Here is a 16,551-nt window from a genome sequence, read left to right on the forward strand (position 1 = left end):
AGGCATGTCACTGTTTGATCACAAAATTTCTGAATTAAAAGAGCTTTTACATAAAAAGGAACTGTCTGTTTCTGATTTAGTGGACGAGTCTTATAAACGAATCAATGAAGTAGACGGGAAAGTACAAGCATTCCTTGCACTGGACGAAGAGAAAGCTCGTGCGTATGCAAAGGAATTGGACGAGGCAGTTGGTGAAAAGGACGAGCTTGGTCTATTGTTCGGTATGCCAATCGGTGTGAAAGATAACATCGTCACAAAGGATTTACGTACAACAGCATCTAGTAAAATCCTGCAAAACTTTGATCCTATTTATGATGCAACGGTTGTCAATCGTCTAAGAGATGCGGAAGCAGTTACAATCGGTAAATTAAATATGGACGAATTTGCAATGGGATCTTCTACAGAGAACTCAGGCTACAAAGCAACGAAAAACCCTTGGAATTTAAACACTGTTCCAGGTGGATCAAGTGGTGGCTCAGCAGCTTCTGTTGCAGCAGGTGAAGTACCATTTTCACTTGGATCAGATACGGGCGGTTCGATTCGCCAGCCGGCATCATTCTGCGGCGTTGTGGGTCTGAAGCCGACGTATGGCCGTGTATCTAGATACGGCTTAATCGCATTTGCTTCTTCATTAGATCAAATCGGACCGATAACGCGTAACGTAGAGGACAACGCATATGTTCTTCAAGCGATTGCTGGGGTCGATCAAATGGACGCAACGAGTGCAAATGTCGACGTCCCAGATTTTCTTTCTTCATTAACTGGAGACATCAAAGGCATGAAAATTGCTGTGCCAAAAGAATACCTTGGAGAAGGTGTTGGCGAGGAAGCAAAAGAGTCTGTTCTTCAAGCATTAAAAGTATTAGAAGGACTTGGTGCAACATGGGAAGAAGTGTCTCTTCCGCATTCTAAATATGCGCTTGCGACTTACTACTTACTGTCTTCTTCAGAAGCATCTGCAAACCTTGCGCGTTTTGACGGCATCCGTTATGGCTACCGTACAGATAATGCCGACAACCTGATTGACTTATATAAAAATACTCGTTCTGAAGGCTTTGGAAACGAAGTGAAACGCCGCATCATGCTTGGCACATTCGCTCTTAGCTCAGGATATTATGATGCATACTATAAAAAGGCGCAAAAAGTCCGTACATTGATCAAAAAAGACTTCGAAGATGTTTTTGAAAAGTATGATGTCATTGTAGGACCAACAACACCAACTCCTGCATTTAAGATTGGTGAAAAGACAAGCGATCCACTGACGATGTATGCGAACGATATTTTAACGATCCCTGTGAACCTTGCAGGCGTTCCAGGAATCAGTGTGCCTTGTGGATTTGCAAACGGTCTTCCGTTAGGACTGCAAATCATTGGCAAGCACTTTGATGAAGGAACGGTTTACCGCGTGGCTCACGCTTTCGAGCAAGCAACAGATCATCATAAAGCAAAACCTGAACTGTAAGGGGTGAATCAGAATGAACTTTGAAACGGTAATTGGACTTGAAGTCCACGTTGAGCTAAAAACACAATCAAAAATTTTCTCCAGTTCGCCGACACCTTTTGGTGCAGCTGCCAACACGCAAACAAGTGTCATCGACCTTGGATATCCTGGTGTACTGCCTGTATTGAACAAAGAAGCGGTGAACTTTGCAATGAAAGCAGCAATGGCGCTAAACTGCGAGATCGCAACAGATACAAAATTTGACCGTAAAAACTACTTCTATCCTGATAACCCAAAGGCGTATCAAATTTCTCAATTTGATAAACCGATCGGTGAAAACGGCTGGATTGAAATTGAAGTAGAAGGCAAAACGAAACGAATCGGTATTACGCGTCTCCATTTGGAAGAGGATGCAGGTAAACTGACGCATACAGGCGACGGATATTCACTTGTCGATTTCAACCGTCAAGGCACACCGCTTGTTGAAATCGTATCTGAGCCAGACATTCGCACACCAGAAGAAGCGTATGCTTACTTAGAAAAACTAAAATCCATTATTCAATATACAGGCGTATCTGACTGTAAGATGGAAGAAGGCTCACTTCGCTGTGATGCCAACATTTCACTTCGTCCAATCGGCCGTGAAGAGTTTGGAACGAAAACAGAGCTCAAGAACTTGAACTCATTTGCTTTCGTCCAAAAAGGTCTTGAATTCGAAGAGAAACGCCAAGAGCAAGTATTGCTTTCTGGCGGCTTGATCGAACAAGAAACTCGCCGCTATGATGAAGCGTCTAAAAAGACGATCCTCATGCGTGTCAAAGAGGGTTCTGACGATTACCGCTACTTCCCAGAACCAGATTTAGTGGAGTTGTACATTGATGACGAGTGGAAAGAACGCGTAAGAGCATCGATCCCAGAGCTTCCAGATGAGCGCCGCAAACGCTACATCGATGATCTAGGGCTTCCTGCATATGATGCGATGGTGCTGACGCTGACAAAAGAAATGTCTGATTTCTTTGAAGCAACCATTTCAGAAGGTGCAGAAGCGAAGCAAGCTTCAAACTGGCTGATGGGTGAAGTATCTGCCTACTTAAACTCAGCTCAAAAAGAGCTGGAAGATACAAAGCTAACGCCGCAAGGCCTGGCTGGCATGATTAAGCTCATCGAAAAAGGAACGATTTCTTCTAAGATTGCCAAAAAGGTATTCAAAGAGCTGATTGAAAATGGGGGAGACGCAGAAACAATCGTCAAAGAAAAAGGACTTGTCCAAATTTCTGACGAAGGTGCCCTGCTCAAACTTGTCACAGAAGCACTTGATAACAACCCGCAATCCATCGAAGACTTTAAAAATGGAAAAGACCGCGCGATTGGTTTCTTAGTCGGACAAATCATGAAAGCATCGAAGGGACAAGCAAACCCGCCGATGGTCAACAAGATTCTCCTAGAAGAAATCAAAAAACGCTAAATAGCAAAAAACCGCCTCATGAGAAGAGGCGGTTTTTTTATTTGAACTGACAGGGTCTTATCATAGATTCAGACCACCGCCGTATATCAATTCGGGGATTCTTTTCTTATAATGAAGCGTAAGCGAAAGTGCACATTCGAAGGGGGATAAAGGTGAACGAATCGGAAAAACAGCGCGTAAAGTTATGAAAGAAACAGCTTCAATTGTTCGACTACTCTTATGACAGCAGGGTCCTCACACTTTTCTAAATTCGTCAGCATCCCTTGAATGACTGGCTTACGAGGCTCAGCTTTCGCCAGTTCTTCCTCAATGACTTCAATGGATACAAGGGTATCATCAGAAAGTAAATGCTCAAGCTTTAACAAACGAAGCTCCTCTTGAAGGGAAGCAGCACTCGGCGCTTCATCGTCCCAAATGGTTGGCTTTAAGATCGGCTTCGTCTGAGAACGAAGCATGCCTTGAACCAAATCATCAAACCGTTCGAGTATAAAGGAAGAGAGCTCATCAAATGATAATTGCAGCTGATCTTGTAAAAGCAGCACCTGCACATACGATTGGATGATTCCTTGAATCATGACTGACAGGTCAGTTATATATGGTTCGATCTCCTGTCCATAAGTGGTCAAGATGGAAATTTGGATTTCCTCATTCATTTGCTTTTTCACAGTTTTTGAATACTTTTTAATTTGCTGGTTTTCTGGAATAATGTTCTCGCTGAGGATCAAAATGATAAAATCCTTGTTCTCAGCAAAATGCTGAAACTGTTCAGCGATTTGCTTCTGGAAGATCTCTCTCGGCGCGAGATGCTGATTCTCTTTTCGAATCGTTTCAATACTTTGCATGGACGTGTCGATATAATATTCAAAGGCGCGATTGAAAAGCTGTTCTTTTGATTTGAAATGTAAATAAAATGCGCCTTTTGATATTCCGCACTCATCTGCAATTTCCTGAATGGTCGTAGAAGAAAAACCCTTTTTCGCAAACAACTGGATGCTGGCTTTAATGATTTTTTCTTTTTTTTCGTTCATGAAATAAGGCCCCTTCAGCTTTAGAATGTTACGTCAAACGCAAGTGAAATGGTTGACGGCATTGTATATCACCGTTTATTATGATATAGAATGACCAGTCAGTCAATACATAAAGGAAAATGGAGGACATAATGAATTCGATCATCAATTTTGTATTAAAGAATAAGTTCGCTGTATGGCTCATGACGATTATCGTAACAGTTGCTGGTCTATATGCCGGATTGAATATGAAACAAGAATCAATCCCGAATATCAACACTCCAGTCATTACGGTTTCTACAACGTATCCTGGCGCAACGCCGGACGAAGTATCAGATAAGGTGACCGACCCGATTGAGAAGTCTATTCAAAACCTCAACGGAGTCAATGTTGTCACATCCAATTCATTTGAAAATGCCTCATCTATTCAAATCGAGTACGACTACAAGAAAGACATGGATGAAGCAAAGAAGGAAATTGAAGATGCGATTAGCAATATCAATTTTCCGGAAAATGCAGAAAAACCAAAAATCGCACGCTTTAGCATTAACGCAATTCCAATCTTAGCGATCAGTGTCTCTGGTGATAAAGAATCATTAGAAGACCTTACACAGAAAGTAGAAGACGACCTTGTTCCTTCCATTGAAGGATTAGACGGTGTCTCTTCTGTCGAAGCTTCAGGACAGCAAATCAAAGAAGTAGAATTTTCTTTTAAACAAAAGAAATTGAAAGAATACGGTTTAGATGAAGAAACCGTTCAAAACATGATCAAAGGCTCTGATGTCAATGTACCATTAGGTCTATACACGTTTGGTAACAAGCAAAAATCAGTTGTCGTGGACGGCAATATTTTAAGCGTCAAAGATTTGAAAAACATGCGAATCCCTGTCACACCAAGTGCAAGCGGCGGTGCGGGAAGCGCTGGAGCTGGAGCACCATCTAGCGGCGCTGAAAACCCAGGTGCGCAAGGTGCGGAGCAGCAGGCTGGAAATGCAAGTCAGCAACAGGCAGCAGCTCAGCAGCAAACTGGTGGAGGTGCAGCAAGCAGTCAATCTGTAGAACTGCCAACGATCAAGCTTTCTGAAATTGCGGATATTAAAGTAGTAAAAGATGCAGAATCGATTTCTAGAACGAATGGAAAAGACAGCATCGGTCTGCAAATTGTCAAAGGTTCTGATGCCAACACTGTGAGTGTGGCAGAAGAAGTGACGAAAGAGCTTGAGAAATTCAAAAAAGACAATAAAGGAATCAAAGTCAGTACGACATATGATCAAGCAGAGCCGATTAAAGAATCTGTCAGCACAATGCTGAACAAGGCGATCATCGGAGCAATCTTTGCGATCATTATCATTATGTTGTTCCTTCGAGATATCAAATCAACATTAATTTCGGTCATCTCCATTCCGTTATCCCTGTTGATTGCTGTTTTATTATTAAATCAGCTGGATATCACATTAAATATCATGACACTTGGTGCCATGACCGTCGCCATTGGGCGTGTGGTCGATGACTCGATTGTGGTCATAGAAAATATCTATCGACGAATGGCGTTAAAGGATGAACCGTTAAAAGGCAAGACACTCGTCAGAGAAGCCACAAAAGAAATGTTTATCCCGATTATGTCTTCGACGATTGTGACTATTGCAGTATTCTTACCGTTAGCACTAGTGGGCGGAATGATTGGTGAACTATTCATCCCATTTGCATTAACCATTGTCTTTGCTTTAATGGCGTCACTGCTTGTCGCTATTACGATTGTTCCAATGATGGCACACAGTCTATTTAAAAAGAACCTGTATGGCACAGCGAAAAAAGTAAAAGAGCATAAACCAAGTAAGCTTGCCGGCGGTTATAGACGTGTACTCAATTGGACACTGAACCATAAATGGATTACATCAGGAATTGCGATTCTTATGCTTGTCGGAAGCTTATTCTTAGCACCACTTGTCGGTGTCAGCTTCTTACCACAGGAAGTAGAAAAGACGGCGATGGTGACATATACACCTGAGCCGGGACAAACGAGAGAACAAGCAATTGATGAAACGAAAAAAGCAGAAGAATATTTGATCAAGCGTGATCATGTCAATACTGTTCAATATTCACTAGGTTCTTCAAATCCTATGACAGCAAGTGTAGGGGGCAACTCTAACGGTGCGTTATTCTTCGTACAATATGACGATGACACGCCAAACTTTGATAAAGAAAAAGATAAAGTGACGAAAGCCCTGCAAGACAAAACGTCTAAAGGGGAATGGAAATCACAAGACTTCTCGTCTGCTGGCGCAAGCAATACCGTAACGTACTATGTCTACGGCGACAAAGTAAGCGATATTGAAGGCACAGTAAAAGATGTCGAGAACATCTTAAAAGATGAGAAAAACTTAAAAAATGTCAGCACAAGCTTATCTGAGAAATACGACGAATATACGTTTAATGCAGATCAAGAAAAACTGGCGAAGCTAGGTCTAACTGCTTCACAAATCGCTCAAGCGATTGCCCCTCAAAATAGTGAAACAACACTAACGAAAGTCACAGAAGACGGCAAAGAACTTGATGTGAAGCTTCAAACCGAAAAAGACGAATATAAGAGCATAAAAGATGTAGAAAATAAAAAAATCACAACACCTACAGGACAAGAAGTTCGAATTGGTGATGTCGTAAAAGTAAAAGACGGTACGACAGCAAATACAGTGACAAAACGTGATGGGAAAATCTACGCAGAAGTGTCTGGTGACATGACAACAGACAACGTCTCAAGTGTAACGCAGGATGTTCAGAAGAAAGTCGACAAGCTTGATGTGAAATCTGGCGTAACGATTGACACAGGCGGCGTAAGTGCGGATATTGAGGAATCCTTTACACAGCTTGGTCTCGCAATGCTTGCAGCGATTGCCATTGTGTACCTCGTTCTCGTCATCACATTTGGCGGAGGTCTTGCACCATTTGCGATTCTATTCTCACTTCCATTTACAATTATTGGCGCGCTCGTTGGATTGTTTTTAGCAAAAGAAACCATTAGCTTAAACGCCATGATTGGACTGCTCATGCTGATCGGAATTGTTGTGACAAATGCGATCGTCTTAATTGACCGAGTGATTCATAAAGAAAAAGAAGGTCTTTCAACAAGAGATGCTTTACTTGAAGCAGGAACAATAAGATTACGTCCAATTTTAATGACGGCACTTGCAACGATTGGTGCACTGCTGCCACTCGCATTAGGATTTGAAGGCGGAAGCCAGATCGTATCAAAAGGACTTGGCGTCACCGTCATTGGCGGTTTAACAAGTTCTACACTTCTCACATTGGTCATCGTACCAATCGTGTATGAAATTTTAAGCAAATTCAGACGTAAGAAAAAGTACGCTGAAGAAGAATAAGAGGAAGCCCCGCTAATAAGCGGGGCTTTTTTTATGTTGAAATCTGACAAACAGCTTTTCTCATGAGCTCTTCAAATGCGTGGAAAAAGGCATCACGATCGACATGGTCAATGACTTGTATTGACTTTCCATCTGAATGTTCTTCGGTACGTCCTTGCTTTGGCGTGTCGGTATAAACGATTGCGTTCACTTCTTTTGAATGGGTAAATGATGAAGAAGCAAGCGTCATCGTGGTGAGTACGTCCCATAAGTAATACGTCGAATTCGTTTCATGATGAATGAGTGGTGGACAAAAGGCATAGCACTGCCCAATAAAATCAATTCCAATGTGAGAACGAAGGGAAGCCCAGCGCTGACGCACATCAAGTGTAAGCGGCACTTGATTCGTGCTTTCAAGTGCGACCATCTCAATAGGAAAGCGTTCCTTGAAGACGGTGCTGACAGCATAAGGGTCCCAAAATGCATTCCATTCTGCTGTCCCATCATGCTCGGGTTCCTCCACATTTCCCTTTTCAAGAAACGTACCGCCCATCCATACCAATTTTTCAATTTTATTAGAGATGGAAGGATCCTCTTCTAAAGCGCGAGCAAGGTCTGTGAGCGGGCCTGTAAAGAGCAGCGTGACAGGTTCTGCTGCCTTTTTAACGGTTTCGATTAAATGAAGGTGTGCTGGAAGCTTGGACACGTTTGTATCAACAGTGCCTTTCTCGTTTAAAAGAGGTAAGGCGTCTACATAAAAAGCATGCATGCGCCACTCTTTCGGAAAAGGATTGACGCCTCTAGAATTTGAAGCAGCGACTTCAATTTCATAAGGGCTAAATCGATCAATGATTTTTTGAGATGCACTGAGAGCTGGCTCTAAATAACAATCAGCAGGTATGACAGACGTCCCGATCACTTTCAGGTGTTCCATTTGAAGGAGAAGAAATAATGAGACGAGATCATCAACACCGCCATCATGATTAAAATAGACAGGCTTTTTCATCGCAAACCATCCTTTACAGCGTTTTCTTTTATCTTATCAGAATGCTTTCTTGCTGAGGGAAATGTGGTAGGAGATTTCTAATATTAGGTGGTTGTTCTGTTGCCATTTTCAAATCTCATAGTATAATTAAAGGTTGTTAGTGGTGAAAATAGATTGCATAATGAATATAGGATGATGATGAATGAAACGTGCTCGAATTATATACAATCCGACATCTGGGCGTGAACTCTTCAAGAAGAATTTGCCGCAGGTTTTGCAAAAATTTGAACAAGCTGGCTATGAAACATCTTGTCATGCAACGACATGTGCAGGAGATGCGACACAAGCAGCTGAGAATGCCGCACAGCGAGACTTTGATTTAATTGTAGCAGCAGGTGGAGACGGCACGATCAATGAAGTTGTCAACGGACTAGCCCCGCTTGAAAAAAGACCAAAACTAGGAATTATTCCCGTTGGAACAACAAATGACTTCGCAAGAGCACTTGGAATTCCACGAGAAGGTGTTTTAAAAGCAACAGATGCTATTATAGAAGGTGTAGCGAAGCCGCTTGATATCGGTAAAGTCAATGGCCATTATTTTATTAATATTGCAGGAGGCGGCCGGTTAACAGAGCTCACTTATGAAGTGCCTAGTAAGCTGAAGACAATGCTTGGACAGCTTGCGTATTATTTAAAAGGCATGGAGATGCTTCCTTCGATCCGCCCGACAGAAGTCGAAATTGAATATGACGGTAAGTTGTTTCATGGAGAAATCATGTTGTTTCTTGTTTCACTCACAAATTCAGTAGGCGGCTTTGAAAAGCTAGCGCCAGATTCCATTTTAGATGATGGAATGTTTGACCTGATTATTTTAAAGAAGGTCAATTTAGCAGAAGCCATTCGAGTAGTCAGCCTTGCACTTCGAGGCGAGCATATTCATGATAACAATGTCATCTACGCAAAAGCGAATCGCGTGAAGGTAGATGTAAAAGATAAAATGCAATTAAATTTAGATGGCGAATTCGGCGGCATGCTGCCAGGTGAATTTGAAAACCTGTATCGTCATATAGAATTTATTGTGCCAAAAGCAACAGCTGAAAAAATAGGGTAGAGATTGAACTTGGTTCCTTATGGCGCCAAGTTTTTCTTTGCAAATGAGGTGATAAAATTGGTGAAAATGAAACCGCCTGTTGAAAAGAATGAATACTACAATGTAACCTTCGAAGACTTAACGCACGAAGGTGCAGGTGTAGCGAAAATTGAAGGATTCCCTGTCTTTGTACCGAATGCCCTTCCAGACGAACAAGGGAAAATCAAGGTCACACGTGTGAAAAAAGGATTTGCTTTTGGGCGACTCATGGAGCTGACAAAGGAAAGTCAGCACAGGCAAGATGCGCCATGTCCCATTTATAAGCAGTGCGGCGGCTGTCAAATTCAGCATATGAGCTATGAAGGCCAGCTGCTATTTAAACAGAAACAAGTAAAGGACGTTTTAGAGCGGATCGGTAAGCTTGATATGAGCCGTGTAAAAGTTCATCCTGTACTCGGCATGGAAAACCCTTGGAATTACCGAAACAAAGCACAAGTTCCAGTTGGCGAACGCGAAGGAGGACTTGTTGCAGGATTTTATCAGCAGCGTACCCATGAAATCATCGATATGGAAAAATGTTTGATCCAGCAGTCAGAAAATGACGAAGTGGTACAGGCAGTAAAAGACATATGCAATGCGTTTGGCATCAAAGCATATAACGAAGAGCGGCACAAAGGCTGGCTGCGTCATGTGATGGTTCGCTACGGTATTGCAACAGGTGAAATGATGGTTGTGTTTGTCACTAGAACGGCTGACTTTCCGCAAAAGCAGCAAGTGATTGACCAGATTATAGCACGCTTCCCACACATTCGGTCAATTGTGCAAAACGTGAATTCGAAGAAAACAAATGTCATTTTCGGAGACGAAACGACTGTTTTATGGGGAGAAGAATACATTTATGACACAATTGGCGACATCAAATTTGCTATTTCAGCCCGCTCGTTTTATCAAGTGAATCCAGCTCAAACAAAGGTGCTTTACGACAAAGCGCTTGAATATGCCGAGTTGCAAGGCGAAGAAACCGTGATCGATGCGTATTGCGGAATCGGTACGATTTCCTTATTTCTCGCACAAAAAGCAGGCAGAGTATATGGCGTAGAAATTGTCCCAGAAGCGATTGAAGATGCAAAACGCAACGCTGACTTAAACGGAATCAACAACGTCGAATTCGCAGTCGGCGAAGCAGAAACCGTCATCCCAAACTGGTACAAAGAAGGCATCAAAGCAGATACGCTAGTTGTCGATCCGCCAAGAAAAGGCTGCGACGAAGCACTGCTTGACACCATTTTAAAGATGAAACCAAACCGTGTTGTGTATGTGTCCTGTAATCCCGGGACGCTAGCTCGTGATTTGCGTATTCTTGAAGATGGTGGGTATGTGACGGAGGAAGTGCAGCCGGTGGATATGTTTCCGCATACAGCACATGTGGAGTGCGTGGCAAATCTTGTGATTAATCAGTAATGGAGACATCCCGATTTCGTGATAAACATCGATATCGGGATTTTTTTATTTTGTGTATGTTCAATCTGCATCAAAAAACGATATTTGGAAGTGGAATCAATATTTTCATTCGTGCATCATTACCAAATGTCCTTTTTTGCAATTTTGCCTAGTTCATATTAAAGTATATAATGATAAAAATTGCTGAACGAATTTACAGAAGGACATGCCCTTAAAAGGCGCTATGTCATGAGAGGAATTGGATGAAAGATGAGTAAAAATTTCTGGCGTGATTTACCGCGGCCATTTTTTATATTAGCACCAATGGAAGAAGTGACAGATGTTGTGTTTCGTCATGTTGTGAGTGAGGCGGCGAGACCGGATGTGTTTTTCACAGAGTTTACGAATAGTGAGAGCTATTGCCATCCTGATGGGATTCAAAGTGTGAAAGGGCGTTTAACGTTTACAGAGGATGAGCAGCCGATTGTTGCTCATATTTGGGGAGACAAGCCTGAGAACTTTAGACAGATGAGCATTGGAATGGCGGAGTTAGGATTTCAGGGGCTTGATATTAATATGGGCTGTCCTGTCCCAAATGTCACGCAAAACGGGAAGGGCAGTGGCTTGATTCTTCGTCCAGACGTTGCGGCAGAACTGATTCAAGCGGCAAAAGCTGGGGGGTTACCTGTCAGCGTCAAAACAAGACTTGGTTTTACTGAGGTCGATGAATGGCGTGGATGGCTTAGACACATTTTAGAGCAAGACATTGTAAACTTATCAATCCACCTTCGTACTAGAAAGGAAATGAGCCAGGTGGATGCGCATTGGGAGCTCATTCCTGAGATCAAAAAACTTCGTGATGAAGTAGCACCTGATACGCTTTTGACGATCAATGGTGATATTCCTGATCGTCAAACAGGCTTAAAGCTCGCTGAGCAGTATGGAGTGGACGGAGTGATGATTGGGCGCGGAATTTTCCATAACCCATTTGCCTTTGAAAAAGAGCCGAAGGAGCATACGAGTGATGAGCTGCTAGGTCTTTTAAGATTGCATCTTGATCTTCACGATCAATACTCATCACTAGGCTTGCGTCCATTCAAGGCACTGCACCGTTTCTTTAAGATTTATGTAAAAGGGTTCAGAGGAGCGAGTCTCCTAAGAAATCAATTAATGAATACATCATCAACAGATGAAGTGCGTGCAATGCTAGATGAATTTGAAGCGAGAAATCAAGAGCAATAACCATTGAAAAGAGGAGGGGAAGCCCTTCTCTTTTTTCTGTGAATAGGACTATTAAACTAGTTGCTCCAAATGGTAAAATGAGATAGAAATAACAATTGGAGGTATTTTATTTGAAATCATTTTGGGATAAAGACATAGAAAGTGAAGAGACATTTAAGAAAATCAATGAGAAAGGCATTGCAAAAGCGGAAAAGAAGCTAGGCGTCACGCTGCCGGATACATATAAGAAGCTTATCCTCGAACAAAATGGCGGTTATACCCTGCACAATGCTTTTCCAACGGACCAGCTGAATGGATGGGCAGAGGATCATGTGTCATTTGATCATTTAAGAGGAATTGCCAAAGGCGAAGGGATCATGGATAGTGATTATTTAATAGAAGAATGGGAATTGCCTGAGGGACTTGTGCTCATTTGTGGGGATGGTCATACGTGGATCGCATTAGATTATAGAGAAACAAAGGAACATCCGCCGATTCACTACTTTGATCTAGAAGATGAGACAGATTTCAAATTAGCGGATTCGTTTGATGAACTGATTGCTGGGCATTATACTGCTGAATAACATTAAGCAGTCAGAAAAATGTTTTGTTGTTTTTTGAGAGAGACAAAAGAGTCTCTCTTTTTTTGTGAAGCAATATGGATTCTCTCACTATTTCTCTCCAAAACTGTACCTATTATGTTTAAGTCCTATTATTCAATTGATTCCATTTCCACTCACTAAATTTTCTGACGATCATATCTACCACAATGTAAAATGGTAGAAAGCTTGAGTTGTCCACTTTGTTATACAAAGGAAACGGGGTGCTGCTTACATAGATGTTAAACATGGCATTTTGTGCAAGGAGGTTATTTCTCAATGTGGTCATACTGATAAATTTGATATGTCTCGTTTTCACTAATTGAATGATTTCATCTAGATTCTTCGATTCACCCGATAAAGAAATGATAAATAAAAGGTCATCCTCACCAAATTCAATGATTCCATCTGTTAAGTCTCGCTTGCTTCGTAATACTTGAGATTTCTTATGCAGTGACCATAGCTGCCGTTGTACATCATTGGCCAAATCGAGCTGTGCAGTTCCTGTACCATAAATATAAATATATGGTGCGCGGTCAATCAGTTGATTTAATTGATGAAAGTCCAGCTGCTCCATAAATTTCCTTGTCTGGCTGATATCTTGATCGAGTAGTTTCATTAAATCCTGTGTTGATTCTTCAGTAAGATGATTTAATTTCACATAAGACTTTAAGTCACTGTAGCCGTCGAAACCTATTTTTTTGGCAAGTCGATGAATGGAGGAGATGGAAGTATGAGCATAACGAGCAAGATCCTGAATTTTCATTGTCTTCATTTCTTCAAGATGATCGTGAATCGTTTTAATAATGTGCAGGTCATTCTTATTTAAATTCTCGAAGTATTCATTTACCAGCTTGTCCAATATCATGGGATGTGCCCTCCAACATGAAAATATTTTCTTCCTGTGAAAATATAATCTAATGTTACAACTTGATTTCTAAATACGTCAATCCTATTGGTTTTTGTAAGCGCTCCCTTTACAGTGGTGTTATGGATCAAACAAAGGGGTGATGCTTATGAATGCAATCAAGCGATTTGGCAGTGCTATGGTAGTTCCAGTCCTTTTATTCGCGTTTTTTGGTATTGTTGTCGGCCTTGCGACTTTATGTAAGAATCCAGCGATTATGGGGGATATGGCTGCAGAAGGTACGATGTGGTATAAGGCTTGGACACTGATTGAAAGTGGAGGGTGGACGATTTTCAATCATATGGAGCTGGCATTTGTGATTGGCTTGCCGATCTCTCTTGCAAAAAAAGCGCAAGCACGTGCGACGCTCGCAGCTTTGATGATTTATCTTGTGTTTAATAATTATATTCATGCGATTTTGACACTTTGGCCGTCCACTTTTGGTGTTGATTTATCGCAAGGAGTCGAGAACGTAGCGGGTGTAAAAGAAATTGCGGGTATACCTACGCTCGATACAAGTATCATTGGTGCGGTGATGATATCTGGAATTGTGATTTGGATTCATAATCGTTTTTATGATCAAAAACTGCCTGAAATGCTCGGGATTTTCCAGGGGCTTGTCTTTGTTGTCATCATCGGATTCTTTGTGATGATTCCTATTGCTTTTGTCGTTGCTTTTGTATGGCCTTATGTTCAGCAGGGAATTCAATCTCTCCAAGGGTTCATGGCACAGTCTGGTTATATTGGTGTCTGGCTGTTTCATTTTTTGGAAAGGGTGTTAATTCCAACAGGACTTCACCATTTTATTTATACACCTTTTGAGTTTGGTCCAGCGGCTGTAAATGGAGGGTTAAAACCATTTTGGATTGCTCATTTAAATGAATTTGCGACCTCAACTTCCGATTTGAAGGATCTTTATCCGTATGGATTTTTACTGCATGGAAATATTAAGATGTTCGGCTGTTTCGGGATAGCTCTAGCGATGTATTTTTCTACCCCGAAAGAAAACAGAAAAAAGGTTTTGGCATTGGTATTACCCGCCACATTAACAGCGGTATTTGCCGGAATTACAGAACCACTTGAATTTACATTCCTATTTCTTGCGCCTTATTTATTTGTCATACATGCACTTCTTGGAGCAACCATGGTGACAATCATGAATATGTTTGGTGTTGTCGGAATGATGGGTTCCGGGCTTATTGAAATAGCTGCTTTGAACTGGATTCCGCTCTCTTCAAATCATGGAGGGATTTATCTGATCCAAGCCACAATTGGATGTCTATTTACAGCATTGTATTTTGTCATATTTAGATGGGTGATTGTGAAATTTGATATTCCATTACCAGGACGAAAACATGAGGAGGAGACGAGGCTATATACAAAACAAGATTATGAGAATGCTAATAAAAAGGATCATAACAAAAAGGAAGTGCCCGTTTATGCGTCTGAGTACGAAGAGAAAGCCGTTTATTTCTTAGAAGGCCTTGGCGGTAAAGAAAACATTAAAGATGTAACAAACTGTGCCACGCGTCTGCGTATTACAGTGATTGACCCTAGCTTGGTGAAAGATAGAGAATACTTTACAAAAAATAAACTGGCACATGGAATGGCTAAGAGTGGTCAAAGCATTCAAATCATCGTTGGCTTAAGTGTACCGCAAGAGTCCTTTGAAACAAAACTTTCATTAGATTGAAAAAGGAGCTGGATATCATGAAAACATTTAATATTACGATCGCTGGAGGCGGAAGTACATTTACACCGGGAATCATTTTGATGCTGTTAGACTATTTAGATGAGTTCCCAATTCATACAATTAAACTTTATGATAATGATGAAACTAGACAAAATACAATTGCAGATGCTTGTGAGATTATGTTAAAAGAACGAGCGCCAGAAGTTCGACTGCTGGCAAGTACTGACCCAGAAGAAGCCTTTACTCAAGTCGATTTTGTGATGGCACATATCCGTGTCGGCAAATATGCAATGCGTGAATTAGATGAGAAAATTCCATTGAAGCATGGAGTCGTTGGGCAGGAAACATGCGGTCCAGGGGGAATCGCTTACGGTATGCGGTCCATTCCAGGTGTCTTAGAACTTGTCGATTATATGGAAAAATACTCTCCTGAAGCTTGGATGTTGAACTATTCTAACCCTGCAGCAATAGTAGCAGAGGCAACACGTAAGCTAAGGCCGAATGCCAAAATTTTAAACATATGCGATATGCCGATTGGAATTGAAGAATTGATTGCAAAGAATTTAGGCTTATCTTCACGTAAAGAACTGGAAGTAGATTATTATGGTTTGAATCATTTTGGCTGGTGGACAGATATTCGAGATAAAAAAGGAAATAGCTTAATGCCTGAGGTCATTCAGCATGTAAGCCAGCATGGTTATGCAGCAGATGGAACATCTGAACTAGAACAGCAGAAGAGCTGGAACAGCACATTAAAAAAGGCTAAAGATATTCAAGCACTTGATCCAAAAACGGTACCAAATACGTATTTGAAATACTATCTATTTCCAGATGAAGAAGTGGCACATTCAAATATAGAGTTCACACGTGCCAATGAAGTGATGGAGGGACGGGAAGCCTTTGTTTTTAGTGAATGTCAGGCCATCATTGATAAAGGTACTGCAAAGGAAACAAAGCTAGCCATTGATGAGCACGCTTCCTATATCGTTGATTTAGCAAGAGCCATTGCTTTTAATAAAAAGGAACGGATGCTGATGATTGTGGAGAACAATGGCGCAATCAGGAACTTTGACCCAACAGCTATGGTCGAAATTCCTTGTATCGTTGGCAGCAACGGTCCAGAAAAGTTAGTGGTTGGAGAAATTCCTAGATTTCAAAAAAGTCTCATGGAGCAGCAAGTTGGCGTAGAAAAATTAGTAGTAGAAGCATTTGAAGAAGGGTCCTATCAAAAACTATGGCAGGCTATTACATTATCGAAAACGGTGCCGAGTGCTAAAGTAGCAAAAGATATTCTAGATGACTTAATTGTGGCAAATCAAGCCTTTTGGCCAGAGTTAACATAACACG

General features: G+C 41.4%; 11 protein-coding genes and 1 pseudogene. 9 read left to right on the forward strand and 3 right to left on the reverse strand.

Features of this window, described 5'->3' with window-relative positions; all coding sequences use genetic code 11:
- The first annotated feature begins 4 nt into the window (after positions 1-4).
- A complete protein-coding gene (gene gatA / locus ACQYAC_RS16620) occupies positions 5-1,462 on the forward strand; it encodes an Asp-tRNA(Asn)/Glu-tRNA(Gln) amidotransferase subunit GatA (protein ID WP_050945742.1) in 1,458 nt (485 codons plus the stop codon).
- A 13-nt stretch (positions 1,463-1,475) separates the two neighbouring features.
- A complete protein-coding gene (gene gatB / locus ACQYAC_RS16625; RefSeq protein WP_061407034.1) occupies positions 1,476-2,906 on the forward strand; it encodes an Asp-tRNA(Asn)/Glu-tRNA(Gln) amidotransferase subunit GatB in 1,431 nt (476 codons plus the stop codon).
- Between the two features lie 182 nt (positions 2,907-3,088).
- Here the strand turns inward: gatB and ACQYAC_RS16630 are convergent, their stop codons facing one another.
- Positions 3,089-3,934: a TetR/AcrR family transcriptional regulator gene (locus ACQYAC_RS16630; protein WP_058015495.1), complete on the reverse strand. Its 846-nt coding sequence runs from the start codon at positions 3,932-3,934 to the stop codon at positions 3,089-3,091.
- Between the two features lie 131 nt (positions 3,935-4,065).
- Between ACQYAC_RS16630 and ACQYAC_RS16635 the strand changes: the two genes are divergently transcribed.
- Positions 4,066-7,290 carry an efflux RND transporter permease subunit gene (locus ACQYAC_RS16635; RefSeq protein ID WP_429943724.1) on the forward strand — a complete coding sequence of 1,075 codons (3,225 nt, stop codon included), beginning with the start codon at positions 4,066-4,068 and terminating at the stop codon, positions 7,288-7,290.
- Positions 7,291-7,321: 31 nt separating this feature from the next.
- Here ACQYAC_RS16635 and ACQYAC_RS16640 read toward each other — a convergent pair whose 3' ends face one another.
- Positions 7,322-8,275, reverse strand: coding sequence for a nucleoside hydrolase (locus ACQYAC_RS16640; protein WP_061407040.1), 954 nt, complete (start codon positions 8,273-8,275; stop codon positions 7,322-7,324).
- A gap of 181 nt (positions 8,276-8,456) precedes the next feature.
- On the opposite strand from ACQYAC_RS16640, the gene ACQYAC_RS16645 reads away from it, so the two are divergent.
- From ACQYAC_RS16645 to ACQYAC_RS16660, 4 genes and pseudogenes are all read left to right on the forward strand, one after another.
- Entirely contained in the window at positions 8,457-9,365 is a 909-nt protein-coding gene (locus tag ACQYAC_RS16645) for a diacylglycerol kinase (RefSeq protein ID WP_058015492.1), read from the forward strand.
- Positions 9,366-9,425: 60 nt separating this feature from the next.
- Positions 9,426-10,805, forward strand: a complete 1,380-nt coding sequence (rlmD, locus tag ACQYAC_RS16650; protein ID WP_429943725.1) for a 23S rRNA (uracil(1939)-C(5))-methyltransferase RlmD — start codon at positions 9,426-9,428, stop codon at positions 10,803-10,805.
- A gap of 249 nt (positions 10,806-11,054) precedes the next feature.
- Positions 11,055-12,026, forward strand: a complete 972-nt coding sequence (locus ACQYAC_RS16655; RefSeq protein ID WP_429943726.1) for a tRNA dihydrouridine synthase — start codon at positions 11,055-11,057, stop codon at positions 12,024-12,026.
- 110 nt (positions 12,027-12,136) lie between these two features.
- Positions 12,137-12,586 (forward strand): annotated as a pseudogene (locus tag ACQYAC_RS16660) (SMI1/KNR4 family protein); the annotation flags it as partial.
- A gap of 121 nt (positions 12,587-12,707) precedes the next feature.
- Here ACQYAC_RS16660 and ACQYAC_RS16665 read toward each other — a convergent pair.
- The gene (locus tag ACQYAC_RS16665) at positions 12,708-13,472 is read right to left on the reverse strand and encodes a MurR/RpiR family transcriptional regulator (protein ID WP_429943727.1); all 765 of its coding nucleotides are present in this window, start codon (positions 13,470-13,472) and stop codon (positions 12,708-12,710) included.
- 148 nt (positions 13,473-13,620) lie between these two features.
- On the opposite strand from ACQYAC_RS16665, the gene ACQYAC_RS16670 reads away from it, so the two are divergent.
- Together ACQYAC_RS16670 and ACQYAC_RS16675 are read left to right on the forward strand one after the other, a co-directional pair.
- On the forward strand, positions 13,621-15,204 hold the full coding sequence (locus ACQYAC_RS16670) for an alpha-glucoside-specific PTS transporter subunit IIBC (protein ID WP_429943728.1): 1,584 nt from the start codon (positions 13,621-13,623) through the stop codon (positions 15,202-15,204).
- Positions 15,205-15,221: 17 nt separating this feature from the next.
- Entirely contained in the window at positions 15,222-16,547 is a 1,326-nt protein-coding gene (locus tag ACQYAC_RS16675; protein WP_058015485.1) for a 6-phospho-alpha-glucosidase, read from the forward strand.
- The last annotated feature ends 4 nt before the right edge of the window (positions 16,548-16,551 follow it).

It is taken from the genome of Bacillus sp. MM09(2025) (assembly GCF_050496725.1).
Lineage (GTDB): Bacteria > Bacillota > Bacilli > Bacillales > Bacillaceae > Bacillus > Bacillus pumilus.

Bases quoted from the DNA above. Each gene is read 5' to 3' on its own strand.
- ACQYAC_RS16665 (WP_429943727.1), bottom strand. From the start codon at position 13,472: ATGATATTGGACAAGCTGGTAAATGAATACTTCGAGAATTTAAATAAG.
- ACQYAC_RS16670 (WP_429943728.1), top strand. From the start codon at position 13,621: ATGAATGCAATCAAGCGATTTGGCAGTGCTATGGTAGTTCCAGTCCTT.
- ACQYAC_RS16645 (WP_058015492.1), top strand. From the start codon at position 8,457: ATGAAACGTGCTCGAATTATATACAATCCGACATCTGGGCGTGAACTC.
- gatA (WP_050945742.1), top strand. From the start codon at position 5: ATGTCACTGTTTGATCACAAAATTTCTGAATTAAAAGAGCTTTTACAT.
- gatB (WP_061407034.1), top strand. From the start codon at position 1,476: ATGAACTTTGAAACGGTAATTGGACTTGAAGTCCACGTTGAGCTAAAA.
- ACQYAC_RS16630 (WP_058015495.1), bottom strand. From the start codon at position 3,934: ATGAACGAAAAAAAAGAAAAAATCATTAAAGCCAGCATCCAGTTGTTT.
- ACQYAC_RS16635 (WP_429943724.1), top strand. From the start codon at position 4,066: ATGAATTCGATCATCAATTTTGTATTAAAGAATAAGTTCGCTGTATGG.
- ACQYAC_RS16675 (WP_058015485.1), top strand. From the start codon at position 15,222: ATGAAAACATTTAATATTACGATCGCTGGAGGCGGAAGTACATTTACA.
- ACQYAC_RS16655 (WP_429943726.1), top strand. From the start codon at position 11,055: ATGAGTAAAAATTTCTGGCGTGATTTACCGCGGCCATTTTTTATATTA.
- ACQYAC_RS16640 (WP_061407040.1), bottom strand. From the start codon at position 8,275: ATGAAAAAGCCTGTCTATTTTAATCATGATGGCGGTGTTGATGATCTC.